Origin of the sequence: Achromobacter piechaudii NBRC 102461, assembly GCF_001571245.1 — a bacterium.
Classification (GTDB): Bacteria; Pseudomonadota; Gammaproteobacteria; order Burkholderiales; family Burkholderiaceae_B; genus Achromobacter; species Achromobacter piechaudii.
Genome location: NZ_BCTK01000001.1, coordinates 907,627 through 925,620 on the forward strand (window position 1 = coordinate 907,627; position 17,994 = coordinate 925,620).

Annotated in this window: 18 protein-coding genes; 12 read left to right on the top strand and 6 right to left on the bottom strand. The window is 67.0% G+C overall.

All coding sequences use genetic code 11. From position 1 onward, the window contains the following. Positions 1-101: 101 nt before the first annotated feature. Positions 102-530 (bottom strand): VOC family protein, encoded by a 429-nt coding sequence (locus API01S_RS04070; RefSeq protein WP_061303279.1) that lies wholly within the window; start codon positions 528-530, stop codon positions 102-104. A gap of 157 nt (positions 531-687) precedes the next feature. Here API01S_RS04070 and API01S_RS04075 point away from each other — a divergent pair, with 157 nt between their 5' ends. The 10 genes from API01S_RS04075 (at position 688) to API01S_RS04120 (ending at position 8,697) form a co-directional block, all read left to right on the top strand. Beyond that, positions 688-1,095 (top strand): carboxymuconolactone decarboxylase family protein, encoded by a 408-nt coding sequence (locus API01S_RS04075; RefSeq protein ID WP_061303281.1) that lies wholly within the window; start codon positions 688-690, stop codon positions 1,093-1,095. A gap of 9 nt (positions 1,096-1,104) precedes the next feature. Beyond that, a complete protein-coding gene (locus API01S_RS04080; protein WP_061303283.1) occupies positions 1,105-1,716 on the top strand; it encodes an LON peptidase substrate-binding domain-containing protein in 612 nt (203 codons plus the stop codon). Positions 1,717-1,749: 33 nt separating this feature from the next. Continuing rightward, on the top strand, positions 1,750-2,628 hold the full coding sequence (locus API01S_RS04085; protein ID WP_006219827.1) for a ParB N-terminal domain-containing protein: 879 nt from the start codon (positions 1,750-1,752) through the stop codon (positions 2,626-2,628). Between the two features lie 160 nt (positions 2,629-2,788). After that, the gene (locus API01S_RS04090; protein ID WP_061303284.1) at positions 2,789-3,469 is read left to right on the top strand and encodes an RraA family protein; all 681 of its coding nucleotides are present in this window, start codon (positions 2,789-2,791) and stop codon (positions 3,467-3,469) included. Further along, positions 3,466-4,668, top strand: a complete 1,203-nt coding sequence (locus API01S_RS04095) for an aminotransferase class I/II-fold pyridoxal phosphate-dependent enzyme (RefSeq protein ID WP_061303286.1) — start codon at positions 3,466-3,468, stop codon at positions 4,666-4,668. The genes API01S_RS04090 and API01S_RS04095 overlap by 4 nt, the downstream gene beginning before the upstream one ends. 58 nt (positions 4,669-4,726) lie before the next feature. Then, the gene (locus API01S_RS04100) at positions 4,727-5,548 is read left to right on the top strand and encodes an ABC transporter substrate-binding protein (protein ID WP_050730342.1); all 822 of its coding nucleotides are present in this window, start codon (positions 4,727-4,729) and stop codon (positions 5,546-5,548) included. Positions 5,549-5,579: 31 nt separating this feature from the next. Then, complete coding sequence (locus API01S_RS04105; RefSeq protein WP_061303288.1) at positions 5,580-6,269, top strand: amino acid ABC transporter permease; 690 nt, start codon at positions 5,580-5,582, stop codon at positions 6,267-6,269. Further along, entirely contained in the window at positions 6,262-6,951 is a 690-nt protein-coding gene (locus tag API01S_RS04110) for an amino acid ABC transporter permease (RefSeq protein WP_006219822.1), read from the top strand. Before API01S_RS04105 ends, API01S_RS04110 begins: the two co-directional genes overlap by 8 nt. Before the next feature lie 11 nt (positions 6,952-6,962). Beyond that, positions 6,963-7,697 (top strand): amino acid ABC transporter ATP-binding protein, encoded by a 735-nt coding sequence (locus tag API01S_RS04115; protein ID WP_006219821.1) that lies wholly within the window; start codon positions 6,963-6,965, stop codon positions 7,695-7,697. Between the two features lie 34 nt (positions 7,698-7,731). Beyond that, positions 7,732-8,697, top strand: a complete 966-nt coding sequence (locus API01S_RS04120; protein WP_006219820.1) for a LysR family transcriptional regulator — start codon at positions 7,732-7,734, stop codon at positions 8,695-8,697. A gap of 28 nt (positions 8,698-8,725) precedes the next feature. Here the strand turns inward: API01S_RS04120 and API01S_RS04125 are convergent, their stop codons facing one another. The 5 genes from API01S_RS04125 to API01S_RS04145 all read right to left on the bottom strand — a co-directional run bounded on the left by API01S_RS04125 (position 8,726) and on the right by API01S_RS04145 (position 16,231). Continuing rightward, positions 8,726-9,139: an I78 family peptidase inhibitor gene (locus API01S_RS04125; protein ID WP_061303290.1), complete on the bottom strand. Its 414-nt coding sequence runs from the start codon at positions 9,137-9,139 to the stop codon at positions 8,726-8,728. Between the two features lie 152 nt (positions 9,140-9,291). Next, positions 9,292-12,525: an error-prone DNA polymerase gene (locus API01S_RS04130; RefSeq protein WP_061303293.1), complete on the bottom strand. Its 3,234-nt coding sequence runs from the start codon at positions 12,523-12,525 to the stop codon at positions 9,292-9,294. A gap of 10 nt (positions 12,526-12,535) precedes the next feature. Continuing rightward, positions 12,536-14,005 (bottom strand): Y-family DNA polymerase, encoded by a 1,470-nt coding sequence (locus tag API01S_RS04135; protein ID WP_061303294.1) that lies wholly within the window; start codon positions 14,003-14,005, stop codon positions 12,536-12,538. After that, positions 13,935-14,639 carry a translesion DNA synthesis-associated protein ImuA gene (gene imuA, locus API01S_RS04140; RefSeq protein WP_050730337.1) on the bottom strand — a complete coding sequence of 235 codons (705 nt, stop codon included), beginning with the start codon at positions 14,637-14,639 and terminating at the stop codon, positions 13,935-13,937. The genes API01S_RS04135 and imuA overlap by 71 nt, the downstream gene beginning before the upstream one ends. 101 nt (positions 14,640-14,740) lie before the next feature. Further along, positions 14,741-16,231 carry an amino acid permease gene (locus API01S_RS04145; RefSeq protein WP_061303296.1) on the bottom strand — a complete coding sequence of 497 codons (1,491 nt, stop codon included), beginning with the start codon at positions 16,229-16,231 and terminating at the stop codon, positions 14,741-14,743. Between the two features lie 151 nt (positions 16,232-16,382). Between API01S_RS04145 and ypfH the strand changes: the two genes are divergently transcribed. Next, on the top strand, positions 16,383-17,087 hold the full coding sequence (gene ypfH, locus API01S_RS04150; protein ID WP_006219811.1) for an esterase: 705 nt from the start codon (positions 16,383-16,385) through the stop codon (positions 17,085-17,087). Between the two features lie 7 nt (positions 17,088-17,094). Then, positions 17,095-17,904, top strand: coding sequence for an IclR family transcriptional regulator (locus API01S_RS04155; protein ID WP_006219810.1), 810 nt, complete (start codon positions 17,095-17,097; stop codon positions 17,902-17,904). Positions 17,905-17,994: the final 90 nt, after the last annotated feature.

Sequence of the window (17,994 nt, forward strand, 5' to 3'; positions counted from 1 at the left end):
TCCTGTGTAAAGGCGCGTTGCCAGCGTACCGCAAGGGCCGCCGCCCGATTGCAAATCTTGTTAAAGACGGGCCGGCTGCTTAATAAAGACGGGCCGGGGGCTTAGTGGGTCATCCTGCCGCCGCTGACCATCCAGCGGGTGCCGAAGCGGTCCAGCAGCGCGCCGTATGCTTCGGCCCAGAATGTCTTTTGCAGCGGCATCGTGATGCTGCCGCCCTCGGTCAGTTGGTCGAATACGCGTTGGGCGTCGGACACCGTGGGGTAGACCAGCGCCAGCGCCATGCCGTTCTTGCCGGGATAGGGGTGGCCCGAGGTGGCATCGCTGCCCAGCAACGTCTGTTCGTCCAATGCCAGGCGGGCATACATGACGCGCTGCATGTCTTCGGGGGACAGGGCGGGCATGCCGGCGTCTGGCGGCGCGTCGGCATAGAGGATCAGCGCTTCGATGCGGCCCCCCAGCACGCGTTCGTAAAAATGCATGGCGTCGGCGCAATTGCCGTCAAAGCTGAGATAGGCGGATAGCTGGGGCATGATGGTTCCGTGGTCGAAGGCGGACGGCTCTGCATGACGCCGTCGCACTATGATGGAAGGCCCGACCCGCGAAAACCCAACGGCCCGGCGACTTACGCACTGTAGCCGTTCGAGGACGATGCCGGGTCGATACGACGCGATACAGAGGAATAGCGACATGAGCACGGTCAAACTGCTGACTGACGACGAGGTCCGCGCACGCCCCGACGCCTGGGCGGTGTTCGAGGATATCCGCGCCACGCGCAAGTCGGATTTCGTGAACAATTTCTGGCGCGCCCTGGCCAATGATCCGCCCCAGCTGCAACGCGTGTGGACGCAGCTCAAGCAGGTCATGATGGCTGAAGGCGAGTTGCCCCCGCTGGTGCGCGAGATGATCTACATTGCCGTGTCCACCGCCAATGGCTGCTCGTACTGCGTGCATTCCCATACGGCGGCTGCCCGCGCCAAAGGCATGACGGACGGCCAGCATGCCGAACTGCTGTCGGTCATCGGCATGGCGGTGCAGACCAACGCGCTGGTGACGGCCATGCAGGTGCCGGTGGACGCCGCCTTCGACATCACATAGGAGCCGGCCATGGCGCTGATTCCGCTGTTCCCCCTGTCCAACGCGCTGTTTCCCGCCGGCGTGCTGCACCTGCGCATCTTCGAGGTGCGTTATCTGGATATGATCCGCCGCTGCATCGCGGACGGCAGCGAGTTCGGCGTGGTGGGATTGCTGGCGGGCAGCGAAGTGCGCACGCCCGAAGGCGTCGAGACGCTGGCGCCCGTGGGCACGCTGGCGCGCGTCGTCTCATGGGAAGCGCCGATGCCCGCCTTGCTGCAAGTGCGCTGTATCGGCGGCAGCCGGTTCCGGCTGCTGTCCAGCGAGGTGGCAAAATACGGCCTTTGGATGGGCCAGACCGAGCCCATCGCCGACGACCCGCCCACGCCCGTGCCGGCATCCATGCAGCCCAGCGCCGATGCGTTGGGCCGGCTGGTGGCGCAGTGGCAGCAAGAGGGCGTGCCGTCGGAACGCATGCCGCTGGCGCCGCCTTTCCGGCTGGACGACAGCGGCTGGGTGGCTGACCGCTGGTGCGAGCTGCTGCCGCTGCCGCCCGACGACAAGGCCAGGCTGCTGGGTCTGACGGACCCCGTGGCGCGGCTGGCGGCCATCCAGGATCTGCTGCGCGGCCAGGGGCTGACCTAGCGCCTGGCCTGCAAGATTAACGAATTGGACACCATGGAAATCAGGATAGACGAGGGCCTGCGCGCCTATATAGACCCTTTGACCGAAGACGAGCACGAGGCGCTGGAACGCAGCCTGCTGGCCGAAGGCTGCCGCGACGCGCTGGTGCTGTGGGGCGACCTGCTGGTGGACGGCCACAACCGCTACGCCCTGTGCAAGAAGCACGGCATCGAATTCCAGACGCGCCAGAACACCACGTTCAAGTCGATGGAAGACGTGCATCTGTGGATGATCGAAAACCACCTGGGCCGGCGCAGCGTGTCGGACTTCCAGCGCGGCGTGCTGGCGCTGCGCAAAAAGGAAATCCTGCTGGCGCGCACGCCGCCCGAGGCCGCCGCGCCGCCGCAAGCCGAGCCGGCCGATGGTTCGCCGCCCTGGGACGAAGACGCGCCCGCCGAAGATGGCGCGCCGCGCCTGCCCCCCAACATGTCATGGACGCCGCCCGTGCCCAGCCGTCAGGCGCTGGCGCGCGCCGCCCGCATCAGCAGCAATACGCTGGGCCAGATCGAAAAGATCCAGAAGGCCGCCGCCCCGGAACTGGTGCGCGCGGTGAAAGAGGGCGCAATTTCGATCAACGCAGCGGCGGCGGTGGCTTCGTTGCCGCCCGAGCGGCAGGCAGCCGCCGTGGCCGGTGGCAAGAAGGAACTGCAACAGGCCGCGCGCGAAGTGCGTCTGGCCAAAGCGCCGCCGCCGCGCGAAGCACCGCCCGAGGTGCCCATCGAACACATCGCCGACCTGCCGGCCGAAGTCGCGCGCCTGCGCGGCGTGCTGGCGCGGGTGACCGAAGAGCGCGACCAGCTCAAGAAAAAGGTCGTGAACCTGACCATCGCGCTGTCGGAAGCCCGCAGCGGCCAGAGCGGCGGCGACGATTGAAACGGGTCGATCACGAATAAGGGATAACCCTGAACGGGAAGATGTAGGAAAAAAATTCCTGATTCGGCGGGAATTTATATCGTTTTGAGGAAAGGCCGGCGGGGCCTTGTAATGCGTATTCGCTTAATCGCTCGACGCATCCACCCCCCTCGACTTTCTTATGACTCCCATCGGATTTCGCATTCTTCCCCGGCCGGCATCGGCTGTGGCCGCCGACGTGCTGGCTGGCTTTGCCGAACTGGGCTCGGCCCAGATCAGCGACTGCATGAACCGCCTGTACGGCGTGGTGGGCCTGCGCCCCATGCACGGCGGCACCCGCCGCATGGTCGGCCTGGCGCTTACCGTCAAGACCCGCCCGGGCGACAACCTGTTGATCCATCAGGCAATTTCGATGGGCGCGGCGGGCGACGTCATCGTGGTCGATGGCGCCGGCGATGCCAGCAATGCGCTGGTGGGCGAACTGATGATGATGGACGCGCAGGCGCGCGGCATCGCGGGCTTCGTGATCGACGGCGCGGTGCGCGATGTGGACGTGTTCGCGCAAGGCGAATTCGGCTGCTTCGCGCGCGCCGTGTCGCACAAGGGGCCTTACAAGGATGGCCCCGGCGAAATCAATGTGGCGGTCTCCGTCGGCGGGCAGGTCGTACAGCCGGGCGACGTGGTCGTGGGCGATGCCGATGGCGTGGTGGTGATACCCGCCGAGCATGCCGCCGCCGTGCTGGCGCTGGCGCAAAAGAAGGAAGCCGACGAAGCCGTGGCCAAGCAGAAGCTGCGCGCCGGCACCTACACGAAGCCCTGGCTGGAAAAGGCCATCGCCGAGAAGACCGGGGGCGCCAAATGAGCATCATTGCCGAGCGCATCAAGCGCATCAAGCTGTCGCCCAGCGTCGCCGCGCGCGCCATCATCGCCGAACTGCGCGAACAAGGCCGCCGCATCATCGACCTGACGATCGGCGAGCCGGATTTTTCCACGCCCGAACATATCCGCCAGGCAGCCACCGCCGCGATGAACCGCGGCGAAACCAAGTACCCGCCCGCGCAAGGCACCGTGGCCCTGCGCCGCGCCGCCCGCGCCCAGCTGCAAGAGGCGACGGGGGTGGACTATCCCGTGGCGCAAATCATCGTCAGCACGGGCGCCAAGCAGGTGATCTTCAATGGCCTGGCCGCCACGCTCAACGAGGGCGACGAAGTGTTGATCCCCGCGCCGTTCTGGGTGTCGTACCCGGACATGGTGCTGGTCAACGGCGGGACGCCTGTCGCGGTAAAGACTTCGCCCGACACCGACTACAAGGTCACGCCCGAAGCGCTGGAAGCCGCCATCACGCCGCGCACCAAGTGGCTGATGATGAACGCGCCCAGCAATCCCACGGGCTCGGTCTATAGCGCCGAGGAATTGCGCGGCTTGACCGATGTGCTGCTGCGCCATCCGCACGTCTGGCTGATGACGGACGACATCTACGCGCGCCTGAACTTCACGGGCGAGCCGACGGTGCATCCGTTGCAGGTGGCGCCGGCGCTGGCCGAACGCACGCTGGTCGTCAATGGCGTGTCCAAGGCGTATGCCATGACGGGCTGGCGCATCGGCTACGGGGCCGGCCCCGACGAACTGATCAAGGCGATGGCCATCCTGCAATCGCAAAGCACGTCGGGCGCCTCGTCGGTCAGCCAGGCAGCGGCGCTGGAGGCGCTGTCCGGCCCGCAGGATTGCGTGGCCGAATTCGCGCAGGTGTTCAAGGCGCGCCGCGACCTGGCCGTGGCCGAGTTGTCGGGCACGCCGGGGCTGACCATCGTCGTGCCGCAAGGCGCGTTCTACGTGTTTCCGGACTGTTCCGGCCTGCTGGGCAAGAAGACGCCAGCGGGCGAGCTGATCGCCACCGACACTGACCTTACGCATTATTTGCTGCGCGAGGCCGGCGTGGCCGTGATCGATGGCCACGCCTATGGCGCGCCGGGCACGTTCCGCCTATCGTTCGCCGCGTCGCTGGACGATATCCGGCAAGGATGTTCCGCTATCCGCGAGGCCTGCGCCAAGCTCGCTTGAGCCACGGCCACGCTGCAAGACCGTCAGACCACCACACAACACACAAGGGGAATCAACCATGAAACGCCACACTTACTTCGCGGCCTGCCTGGGCCTGGCCACGCTGGCGCTGGGCGCCGCCGCGCAAGCGGATCAAGTCGATGACATCAAGGCGCGCGGCGAACTCATCTGCGGCACGCTGGGCACCTCGCAGCCGTTCAGCTTCCAGGACGGCGCGACGCGCCAGCTGGTGGGTTATGACGTGGATGTGTGCAAGCTCGTCGCCGACAAGCTGGGCGTGAAGATCAACTACAAGCTGCTGTCGGTGGCCGCGCGCGTTCCGGAGTTGAACGAAGGGCGCGTGGACATCCTGGCCGCCAACCTGGGCTATTCGCCGGATCGCGCCGAGCAGATCGCGTTCAGCCATGCGTATTACGTCAGCCCGCAAAAGCTGCTGGTGCGCAAGGACTCGGGCCTGGACACCATTGAAGCGCTGAACGGCCGCCGCATCGGCGCCACCAAGGGTTCCAGCTCGGAACGCGAGATCAAGCGCATCCTGAACAAGTCGCAGGTGATTGGCTATGGCGACAGCTCGGCCACGTATCTGGCCTTGCAGCAGAAGAAGGTGGACGCGCAGTTTGCCTCCGAGCTGGTGCTGGTGCGCCTGGTGTTGCAAAGCCCGCCCACCGCGCCGGTCAGCGTGATCGCCAAATCGGTGTTCGACGAACCCTGGGGCCTGGGCGTGCGCAAGTCCGAACCGCGCATGCTGCAAACCGTGAACCAGGCGCTGGACGAGGCCGAAAGCTCGGGCGCGGCCGCCAAGCTGTTCGACAAATGGTTCGGCCCCACCACGCCTTACAAGCTGGAGCGCGGTTTCAAGATCGGCCCCATCGCCGGCTGATGGCCGCGCTAACGCCCAGGGCCGACGCTTTATGAGTCTGTTAGACGCTTCCCAATACCAGCTGCTGTTCAGCGGCATGGTGGTCACCGTGCAACTGTTCCTGGTTGCATGGGTCATGGCCTTCGCCATCGCGGTGACGCTGGTGGTGGTGCGCGCCACCAACCTGGCGCCATGCCGCTGGGTGGTGGACGCGTATGTCGAATACCACCGCAACGTGCCGCTTCTGGTACAGGTGCTGTTCTGGTATTTCGGCATGCCCGAGCTGCTGCCCGAAGGGCTGCGCCTTTGGCTCTACGATCACAACGCCGAAATGTCGCTGGCGGCGATTGCGCTGGCGCTGGGGTCGGCCGCGTACATCGCCGAAGACATCCGCAGCGGGCTGCGCGCCATTCCGTGGACGCAGTTCGAGGCGGCGCGAGCGCTGGGCGCCAGCTACCTGCAATGCATGCGCTACGTGATCGTGCCGCAGGCGCTGCGCATTTCCATTCCGCCGCTGGTGGGCCGCGCCTTGCTGCTGTTCAAGAACACCAGCGTGGCGATGGCCATCGGCGTGATGGAGCTGACCTACCAGGCCCGCGAAATCGAGAACGAAACCTATCGCACCTTCGCCACCTTCGGCGCGGCGACGATCATGTACCTGCTGGGATCGTTCCTGATCATGGCGGTGGGATCGCGCATCTACGCCCATTATCGTCTGAATCGCGGAGGCCACGGTGCTTGACCTGCTGATGCAATACTGGCCGACGCTGCTGGTCGGCCAATACCCCAACGGGCCTTTGGGCGGGCTGGCGCTGACGCTGATCCTGGCGGCGCTGGGCCTGTTGATGTCGATGCCGCTGGCCCTGCTGATCGCCTTGGCGCGCGTCAGTCCGTTCGGCTGGCTGCGCGTGGCCAGCAAGGCGCTGGTCAACGTCGTGCGCGGCATGCCGCTGCTGATGCTGATCTTCTGGGCGTACTTCGTCGTGCCCAAGCTGACGGGCCAGGTGATCAGCGGTTTCTGGACCCTGATCTTCGCGCTGGTGGTCTATGAAAGCGCCTACCTGTCGGAAGTGATCCGTTCGGGCATCGAAGCGGTGCCGCGAGGCCAGATCGAAGCGTCGCGCTCATTGGGCGTGGGCTATTGGACGACGATGCGCAAGGTGGTGCTGCCGCAGGCGCTGTTCAACGTGCTGCCCAGCATGACCAGCCAGTTCGTGTCCACGATCAAGGAAACGTCGCTGGGCTATGTCATCAGCGTCAACGAGCTGACGTTTGCCGCCAATCAGATCAACAACCTGGTGCTGACCCAGCCGCTGCAAGTGTTCGGCATCCTGGCCATCATCTATTTCCTGGTGTGCTTCAGCCTGAGCCGCGGCTTGAGCTGGCTGGACCTGCGTATCCGCCGCTCGCGCGCCATGGCTTAACGGAAAGAATCATGATCAAGCTTGAAAAAGTGAACAAGTGGTACGGCGCGCACCATGTGCTGCGGGACGTGGACCTGTCGGTGGCGCGCGGCGAAGTGCTGGTGGTGTGCGGGCCGTCGGGGTCGGGAAAGTCCACGATGATCCGCACGGTGAACCGGCTGGAGCCCATCGAAAAAGGCCGCATCCTGATCGATGGGGACGATATCTACCAAAAGGGCGCCAACCTGAACGTGTTGCGTCAGAAGATCGGTTTCGTGTTCCAGCAGTTCAATCTGTTTCCGCACATGAGCGTGCTGGAAAACGTGATCTTCGCGCCCGTCAACATCCGCAAGCAGCCGCGCAAGCAGGCGGTGGAAATGGCGCAGGCTTTGCTTGAGCGGGTCGGCCTGCTGAACAAGATCGACGCCTATCCCGGCTCGCTCTCGGGCGGGCAGCAGCAGCGCGTGGCGATTGCACGCGCGCTGGCCTTGCAGCCGCCCGTGATGCTGTTCGACGAGCCGACCAGCGCGCTGGACCCGGAAATGGTCGGCGAGGTGTTGCAGGTGATGAAGGGCCTGGCTAAGGACGGCATGACGATGGTGTGCGTGACCCACGAAATGGGGTTTGCGCGCGACGTCTGCGACCGGGTCGTCTTCATGGATGGCGGCGAGATCCTTGAAGTGGATACGCCAGAGCGCTTCTTCAGCGCGCCCTCGCATCCGCGCGCGCAGCGCTTCCTGGCCGACATCCTGCATCCGCGCGGCTAGGGCCGTGGCGGCGATGGTAATGTGAGGGTTTCCCATGCGTTTCGCATCGACCGCCGCGATGTACACCCTTAAACAGCTAGAGGCTTTTTACTGGAGCTCCGAACTCGGCAGCTTCAGCGCATCGTCCCGCAAACTGCATACCACCCAATCGGCGGTGGCCAAGCGGGTGGCCGAACTGGAAGCCTTCGCGGGCTCGCCCCTGTTCGAGCGCCGCGCCAAGAAACTGCTGATGACGCCGCAAGGCCGCAAGCTGTTCGAACTGGCGCGCGAAATGCTGGACCTGAACAGCCGCATCGTGCAGAACATGGCCGATCCGGCCAGCTTCGAAGGCGTGCTGCGGCTGGGGGTGACGGAACTGGTCGGCATGACCTGGTTGGCGCGGCTGATCAATCAGATCAGCCTGCGTTATCCGCGCGTGCAACTGATGCCCGAGATCGACGGCGGCATCACGCTGTATGAACGGCTGGAACAGGACCAGCTGGATCTGGCCATCATGCCGGGACCGTTCTGGAGCTATCAATACGATTGCGTGCATCTGGGCGCGGTCACCAACGTCTGGATGGCGAGCCCGGCGCTGGACATCGATTTGCAGGCGCGCCTGACGCCGCAGGACCTGGCGCCGTATCCGGTGATTTCGCAGCCGACCAATTCCGCGCTGTCGCACCTGTACGACGCCTGGTTCGCCGAACAGGGCCTGCCCGTCAAGCGGGTGCTGACCTGCAACAGCCTGGGGATGATGGCGCAGCTGACGATGCTGGGGCTGGGCATCAGCTATCTGCCGGGCGCGTACTTCGCGCCGCTGGTCGAGCGCGGCGCGCTGTGTCGGCTGAACGTGCAGCCGGATCTGCCTACGATCAATTACTACGCGGTGCACAAGAAAAATATCGTCAACCCGATCGTGTCGCGAGTGATCGATATTGCGCGCGAAGAATGCGCGTTCGAGGTGGCGGGGGCGTTCCTGCCCCATGTTCCGCCTGCCGCCTTGCCGGACGGCGCCTAGCGCGTCCGGCGGCGGGTGCAGGGCAGGATCAGCCGCAGCGGATCGCGGTCATGACATCTTTGTCATCGACGATCAGGTTCAGGCGGGTGGCGTTGTATTCCATGGTGACGAGTTGGCCGGGGCGCAGCACGCGGGCGGTGGTGCTGCCGCTGCGGGTGCGCAGCTCTTCGACGGTGGAGGTGGTGGCTTTCTGGCCGATCTGCGATTGCAGCGCCGCCGCATCGCAGGTCTTGCTGCCGTAGCCCGGCATGGCCGAGCCGGAAGTCGAGCCGCCGTAGGATGATCCGCCGACGGAGGAACCGCCTGACGTGCTGGTGGCGCCCGACGAGGAAGAAGCGCTGGAGGAGCTGGACGCCGCCGACGCGCCGGACGATGACGTTCCGGTGTTGGCGCATGCGGTCAAACTGGCAATCAGGAGGAAAGGGATCAGCTTGCGGATCATGTAAAGCTCCTTACAACTACTCGACGAAAAAGCCATGATAGACCAGCCGTGGCGCGCTGTAATCAGGGATCGGCGGGCGCCGGGATTCCGGCTTGGCCGGGGGGCGATGCGGGGTAGACGAGCCTGCCTGGCGCGGTAGCAAGTAACTGTTATCAATGGAAATTTCGGCTGTGCGCCGCCAGCCCGCCCAGCAGCTCGGACAGGTCGACCAGGCGCTGCGCGATCAGGTGGCGGATGCCGTCCACGCTCTGCCAGGCGCCGTAGACCCCCAGCAGCGAGGCGCCCAGCAGTTCGCGGCGTTGGCGCTCGATCAGTTCCGGGCGCACGACCACGTTGACGGGGCCGGTTTCGTCTTCCAGCGTCACGAAGATCACGCCCTTGGAGGTTTGCGGCCGTTGGCGCACGGTGACGATGCCGCAAGCGCGCGCCACGCGCTTGTCGGGGTAGGTGTTGAGAACTTCGGCCGGCTGGAAGTTGCGCGCGGCCAGTTGCGGGCGCAGCAATGCGACCGGGTGGCTGTGCAGCGTCAGCCCCAGGCTGCGGTAGTCGGCAGCCACGGTCTGGCTCTCGGAAGGGGCCGACAAGCGGGGGGCCTGCGTGTCGACGATGGCGGCGTCGCGCAGCAGGTCGCGGCTGTGCACGCTGGCGGCCGCTTCCCAACTGGCCTGGCGGCGGTGGCCGGCCAGCGTGCGCAACGCATCGCCGGCGGCCAGCGCGTTCAGGTCGTGGCGGTTCAGCGCGGCGCGCCGGGCCAGGTCGCCGGTGTCGGTGAAGGGGGCCTGCGCGCGGGCCGCTTCGATACGCCGGGCGGCGTCCTCACGCATGCCTTGCAGCAGGCCCAGGCCCAGCCGCACGGCCGGGCGCGGCGTATCGGCGGGCGGCGAATGGGGGCGGGCGCGGCGCTGGGCGCCGGGATGATCGGCGGGCAGGTTTTCCAGCGCGGATTCCCAGCCGCTGACGGTGACGTCGGCGGGCAGCACGCAGACGCCGTGGCGGCGGGCGTCCTGCACCAGTTGCGCGGGGGCGTAGAAACCCATGGGCTGGGAATTGAGCAGGGCGGCCAGAAAGGCTTCGGGCTCGTGCCGCTTGAGCCAGGAACTGAAGTACGCCAGCAGGGCGAAGCTGGCGGCGTGGCTTTCGGGAAAGCCGTATTCGCCAAAGCCCTCTACCTGCCGGAACAGCGCTTCGGCAAATTCCAGCTTGTAGCCGTGGGCAAGCAGGCCGCCCACCAGCTTGATGCGGAATTTGTCCACGCCGCCCTTGCGCTTCCAGGCGGCCATGGATCGGCGCAACTGGTCGGCCTCGCCAGGGGTGAAGCCGGCGGCCACCACGGCGATCTGCATCACCTGCTCTTGGAAGATGGGCACACCCATGGTGCGGCTGAGTACGCCGCGCACCTTTTCGCTGGGATAGGTTTCGTCTTCCTTGCCCTGGCGCCGGCGCAGGTAGGGGTGGACCATGCCGCCCTGGATCGGGCCGGGGCGCACGATGGCCACCTGCACCACCAGGTCGTAGTATTTGCGCGGGCGCAGCCGGGGCAGCATTGTCATCTGCGCGCGCGATTCGATCTGGAACACGCCGACCGTGTCGGCATCGCAGATCATGTCGTAGGTGGCGGTGTCGCCTTCGGGGATGTCCTGCAAGGCCAGCGGCTGGCCACGGCGCTCTCCGGCCAGCTCCAGGGTGCGGCGCAGCGCCGACAGCATGCCCAGCGCCAGCACGTCCACTTTCAGCAGTTTCAGCGCGTCCAGGTCGTCCTTGTCCCATTGCACGACGCTGCGGTCCTGCATGGCGGCGTTCTCGATGGGCACCAGCCGCGACAGCTTGCCGCGTGAAATCACGAAGCCGCCCGGATGTTGGGACAGGTGGCGCGGGAACCCCATCATGGTTTGCGCCAGCGACGCCCATTGCCGCGCCACGCGCGATTCTGGGTCCAGCCCGCATGCGCCCAAGGTGCGCAGCATCTCTTTTTTGCCGTCCCACCACTGATGCGCGCGCGCCACCGCGTCGATGACGCCCAGGTCCACGCCCAGCGCGCTGCCGGTGTCTCGCAGCACGCTGCGCGGCCGGTACGAAATGACCACGGCGGTGAGCGCGGCGCGGTCGCGTCCGTATTTGTCGTAGATGTATTGGATGACTTCTTCGCGGCGCTGATGTTCGAAATCCACGTCTATGTCGGGTGGTTCGTTGCGCTCCTTGCTGATGAAACGTTCAAACAGGTTGTTGCCCCGGGCGGGATCGACCGCCGTGATGCCCAGGCAATAGCAGACGGCGGAGTTGGCGGCGGACCCCCGGCCCTGGCACAGAATGCCCTGGCTGCGCGCGTACTGCACGATGTCGTAGACGGTCAGGAAATAGGCTTCGTAGCGCAGCTCGCCGATCAGGTCGAGTTCCTTTTCGATCTGCCCGGCCACATTTTCCGGGACGCCGGCGGGAAAGCGGCGGGCGGCGCCGGCCAGCGTTTCCTGGCGCAGATAGGTGGCGGGCGTATGGCCGGCGGGCACGATTTCGTCGGGATATTCATAGTGCAGCTCGTCCAGCGAAAACGCGCAGCGGCGCGCCACCACCAGGGTCTGGGCCAGCGCTTCGGGCGGGTAGAGATTGGCCAGGCGCATGCGGGTGCGCAGATGCTGCTCGGCGTTTTCAGAGAGTTCATAGCCGCACCGGGCCACGGGCTGGCGCGTGCGGATGCCGGTCAGCGTGTCGTGCAAAGGCTTGCGCGACCGCACGTGCATCTGCACCTGGCCCACCGCCACGATGGGCAACTGGGCCTGGCGCGCGGCGTGTTCGACGGCGGCGCGATGCTGGTCATCGCGCGAGCGGTACAGCAGGTTCAGTCCGACCCAGGCCCGGTTGGGAAACACGCGCGCCAGCCAGCGCGCCTGCTCGGCCAGCCGGTCGGCGTCGGTGCCGTAGGCGGGCGTCAGGATGGCCAGGCATTCCGGCACCTGGGCCAGGTGCGCATAGCCCTTGGGCGGATGCGTCAGGTCGTCGGGGGCCAGACGGTATTCGCCCTTGGGCGCGCGGGTGCGGGCCAGCGTGATGAGTTCGGACAGATTGCCGTAGCCTTCGCGGGTTTGCGCCAGCAGGGTCAGGCCCAGCGGGGCGGCGTCGGGCGCGGCCCGCAGCTGGAACGTCGCGCCGATGAGGAGCGGCAGCTTCTGGGTCTTGGCCTCAGTGTGGGCGCGCACCACGCCGGCCAGCGAGCATTCGTCGGTCAGCGCCAGCGCGGCGTAGCCCAGCTCCGCCGCGCGCGCGACCAGCTCTTCGGGATGCGAGGCGCCTTGCAGGAATGAAAAGTTCGACTGGCATTGCAGCTCGGCATAGCCGGGCAGCGTCGCCGGCGGGTCGGACGGGTCAGTCGCGTCGTAGGGATCCTCGTCCATGGCGCAGCCTTCAGGCGTACAGGCCGTGCAGGAACCAGCGCGCGTGCTCCGCGTCGCGCTCGCGGTAGATCCAGTAGCGCGCCGACGCCGCGTCTTCGGCGACAAAGTAATCGCGCACGGTCAGGGCCGGGTCCCACCAGCCGCTTTCGATGCGTTCCGGCCCGCGCACCAGCCGCAGCGGCTGGCCGCCGTATTGGGGGCGGTGGCCCGACAGCTTCAAGGCCAGGGGCGTTTTCAACAGCCAGAAGGGGCGGTCCAGCAAGGGCGGCAGAGGCGCGGGCGGGCGCGGCGCGGCCAGCGCATCGCCCCAGGAATTGGCGGCTTCGGGGCGGTGGTCGGGGGTGGGCTGGGCGTGGCGCACCTGATCGCGGCCCAGCCGGGCCACCAGCAGATCCAGCAGCCGGGCGTGGTCGGCCGCCGTACCCCCGGGTTCGGGAAACAAGGTGGTGCTGACGGCGGGTTGTTCCACGGTGTCGGGCGCCAGCAGCGATACGGCGATGACGGGGGCCTCGAGCGTGACGTGGTTCAGCTTTTCGCGCAGCAGGTGCAGGATTTGCGGCGCCTGCCAGACCGGTTGCGCCAGCGCCAGTTCCAGTTCGGTGGGTGGGCGGGCATGGCGGCCGCGCTCGTGTTCGAGGCTGAGCACCACGCGCCGGACCGCCAGTTGCCGCGCGGTGAGCCATCCGCCCAACTGTTCGGCCAGGCGGCGCGCCACTGCCAGCACGGCGTCGGTGTGCTCGACGTAGTCCATGAGTTCGATGCGTCGGGAAAACTGGTTGGGCGGTTCGATCCAGCGATAGAGCTCGGGCGCCTGGCCATAGGCGGCGTCCATCGCTTGCAGAAGATCGGGCGTGCTGCGCCGTTGCAGGCCGGCGCGCGGCAGGGCGCGCAGGTCGGCCAGGGTGTGGCAGCCGATATCGCCCAGCCAGTCCAGGCGGGCCTGGGCCTGCGGCAGCAGCGCCAGCGGCAGGGCGTCCAGCCGGCGGGCGAGGGTGGGCAGGGTGACGGTGCGCCGGGGCATGCGGCGGCCGGCCCGATGCGCCAGCAGCCACGCGCCCCGGGCGGTGGGCGCCATGCCCAGCGACACGCGCAGATCCAGCGCCCTTAACGTGGCCCGTATGCGCTGGCTGAGGGCGCGCGGGCCGCCGAAGAACATCAGGCTGGCGCCGACGTTCAAGAGCACGGTATCGGCATCGCCCAACGCGATTTCGGGGGTGTATTGCAGCAGCGCCAGCGCCGCGCCGTGCAGGACGTCCGTTTCGGCCTGCGGCTGGCGCGGCAGCAGTTCGACCTGCGGGGCGATGGCCGCCGCGCCGGCGCGGCGCATGCCCGGCTTGACGCCGGCATGGCGGGCGGCGGGGGTGAGGGCGGCAACGCGTTCCTGGTCCAGGACGGCGAACGCGTGCCCCTCATGCGGCCAGTGCGGGCGTAGTACGTCCAGCGGCAGGCAGCGCAGGAAGGCGGCGATCCAGAGGCGCATGGCGGGGAGAAGACGGGGTAAGCGCGCCGGGCTCCAGGCCCACGTACAGCGGGGTGTCGCAGACAGGCCCCCGGCGCTTCAGAATATGGACGGACAAGCCGCCCGGCGCGGGCGCAAGCGCCAGCCGCAAGGGGGCAGGGGTGGCGTTCTGCGCGGCGTTGGCCGGGCGGATGGCAATGAACAGCAGGTCGCTGGCCTGGGCCGCCAGATGCAGGCGGCGCAACGATTCGGGACGCACGTGCGGCAGCCAGCAGATCAGCGCGCCACAACTGCCGTTTTTCAGGATCTGTTCCGTTGCCCAGAGGGTGTCGACGGGTTTTTGCGGCGCGACCCACAGCAATTGCCGGGGATCGAGCCGCCAGCTCATCCAGCTGGCGATGTGGGGTTCGTGCGGGGGCTGGACCAGCGCGATGGGGCGGCGCGTTTCCAGCTGGGCTAGAGCCGGGCGCAGCAGGCGGATTTCGCCCACGCCCGGATGCGGGGTCAGCAGTTCGATCAGGGATCCCAGCGGCCAGCCGCCGTCCGGCAGCTCGGCGGAAAGCGAAGCGTGCCCGGTGGGCAGGTTGCGCGCGGCGCCTTTGGCCAACTGGGTGGCGCGCCACAACGCGGGATGGATGCGTTCAGGGGTCATCATTACTGTATGAATATACAGTATTGTAGCCCCCTTTGGCGGGCAGGTCAGGCGCGGCCGGCTAGGCGCGGCCGGCGAGGCGCGGCCGGTCAGCCCGGCCGGCGTCAGCCCCGGTCCAGGTCCGGCCCGTAGAAGCGCATGTCGCCGTAGCGCACCCAGCGCGACTTTTTCATCACCCGATGCCCGATCCACAAGGCCAGGAAGAGCGGAATGGCCAGATAGGTGGAGATCACCCCGATCCAGTCGATGCGATCCTGCAAGAAGGCCTGGTAGTTCTGGCCCAACGTCACCACCAGGCACAGCACGAAGGCCAGCAGCGGCCCAAACGGGAACAGGCCGGCCTTGTAGGGCAGGTCGGCCGTGTCGTAACCGTGCCGCACGTAACCCTGGCGGAACCGGTAATGGCTGATCGCGATGCTCAACCAGACGATGAATTCCGTCATGCCGGCAAAATTCAGCAGCCAGATATAGACCGCCTTCGGGCTGTAGACCACGCTGAACAGGCACAGGCAGGCCAGCGCCGTGGTGGCCAGCAGCGCATACAGCGGCACGCCGTTGGCGGTCAGCCGCTTGAACAGCGCCGGGGCCTGGCCTTCGGCCGCCATGTTGAACAGCATGCGGGTCGCCGCGTACATGCCCGAATTGCCGGCAGACAGCACCGAGGTCAGGATCACCGCGTTCATCACGGTGGCGGCCGACAGCAGCCCCGCATGCTCGAACACCAGCGTGAAGGGGCTGACCGCGATGTCTTCGACTTCGTTGCGCAGCAACTGCGGATCGGTATAGGGCAGCAGCAGGCCGATGATCAGAATCGCCAGCACGTAGAACAGCAGGATGCGCCAGAACACGTTGTTGATGGCGCGCGGCACGTTGCGGCGCGGGTTTTCGGATTCGCCGGCGGCCACGCCGACCAGCTCGGTGCCCTGGAACGAATAGGCCACCACCATCGCCACGCCCACCCAGGTGGCCGCGTTGCCCACGAAGGGCGCCTCGCCGATGGTCCAGTTCACCAGCCCGACCTGGTCGCCGCCATGGATGATGCCCACCAGCATGCCCAGCCCGACGGCGATGAAGCACAGCACCGCCACCACCTTGATGATGGCGAACCAGTATTCGGCCTCGCCGAAGCTGCGCGCCGAAAAGGCGTTCAGCCCGAAGGTCAGTGCCAAAAAGGCCACGCTCCATATCCAGCCCGGCGTGTCCGGCAGCCAATACGCCATGACCAATTGGGCGGCCACCACGTCCACGGCGACCACCGTGGCCCAGCTGACCCAGAAATTCCACCCCAGCGCAAAGCCGAACCCCGGGTCCACATAGCGCGACGCATAGGTGCAGAACGAGCCCGACACGGGCATGAAGGTGGCCAGTTCGCCCAGGCTGGTCATGATGAAATAGACCATCAGGCCGATCACCAGGTAGACGAGCAGCGCGCCGCCCGGGCCGGCTTGCGCGATGGCCGCGCCCGAGGCCACGAACAGGCCGGTGCCGATGGCTCCGCCCAGCGCTATCATCGTCAGGTGGCGCGCCTTGAGCACGCGGTGAAGCTGATTCCGGCTGGCAGGCTTGGCGCCGGAATCGGTGTTCTGTATTTGCATTGCAGGGGGTCAGGTGGCCGCCAAGGCGGCATTCAGGCAAGGCGTGGGCAAGGTTCGGTCAACGCCGGAGCCGCCAACGGTAAAGCCGCGCATTTTACAATGCGGTCTTCGCGGCGCAGTCCAGCGGCCCGGGCCAGCACGGAGCAGTTTCATGGCATCTACCCATACTCTTGAATTTCTTCCCGAACCGGGCGTCGACGTGCGCCAGTTGTTCATCCTGCTGCATGGCGTGGGCGGCTCGCCCGATAACCTGCGGCCATTGGCCCAGGCCGTACGCGCGGCGTTTCCGGCGGCGGCGGTGCTGGTGCCCGAAGGCTTCGAGCCCTTTGACGGCGGCGGCTCGGGGCGGCAATGGTTTTCAGTGCGCGGCGTGACGGAAGAAGATCGGCCCGAACGCGTGGCGGCGGCCATGCCGCCCCTGGAAGCCTATGTGCGCCAGGCGCAGGCCCGCTTCAATCTGCTGCAATCGGACACGGCGATCGCCGGGTTTTCGCAGGGCGCCATCATGGCGCTGGAATTGGTGCAGGCGCACGACGGCATGGCCGGGCGCATCATCGCGTTCTCTGGCCGCTATGCCCAATTGCCCAAGACCGCGCCGCAATTCACCACCTTGCATCTGCTGCACGGGGCCGACGACCCCGTCATGAACGTGTCCCACATCCAGGCAGCCCAGGCGCGGCTTGAGACCCTGCATGGCGATTCCACCATCGACATCGCCAGCCACGTCGGCCATGAACTGCACCCCGCCCTGATCGAGCGCGCTATCGTCCGCCTGCAAACCTGCGTGCCGCTGCGCAGTTGGGAAGCAGCCTTGGGGCTGAACCAGACACCGCCCGACGGCACCACGGTGCACTGAACGCGCGATGAGCACCGCGCGTTCTTCCGTGCCCGCCCCGCCGCGCGCCGCCGACTCCGTGGGGGGCGCGCAAAGCATCTTCCGCGTGCTGCGCCTGTTGAAATACGTCGGCGCCGCGCCCGCGCGCGGCGTCGGCCTGAGCGATGTCGTGCGCGACATCGGCCTGACCCCGCCTACCGCGCACCGCATGCTATCGGCGTTGCTGCAAGAGGGCTTCCTGACGCTCAACCCCAAGCTCAAGACCTACAGCCTGGGGCGCGAATCCTACATTCTTGGCCTGGCGGCGGAAAGCCGGCATGGCATCAAGGCCATCGCGGAATCGGCGGTGCTACGCCTGGCGCAGTCCACGGGCGACACCAGTTTTCTATCGGTGCGTTCCGGCCATGAAGCCGTGTGCGTGGACCGCAAAACCGGCGACTTTCCCATCAAGATCCTGACCCTGGAAGTGGGCCACCGGCGGCCGCTGGGCGTGGGCGCGGGCAGCCTTGCGCTGCTGGCGTTCCTGCCCAACGAGGACATCGACCGCGTGCTGGCCCGCTATGACGCCACCACCGCGCCCGACCTGCCTTCGACCGACATGCTGCGCGAGGACATCGCCGCCGCGCGCAAGCAAGGCTATGCGCTGAACCCCGGACGCATCATCCCGGACATGCTGGGCGTGGGCGTGCCGGTGTTCGACCGCGAACAGCACGTGGTGGCGGCCTTGAGCGTGGCGGCAATCCGCTCGCGCCTGTCCGGCGCGCGCCTGCATGACGTGGTGGCCGCGCTGCAACGCGCGGCGGCGGAACTGTCGGCGGATCTGTTGCCGCGCGCGTGATGGCGGGGGCAGCGCAGTCCGGATGACGCGCGGGAGCGCGACCGGGGAGCGCAACTGGGGACCGCAATCCGGGAGCGCAACGGCCGGAAG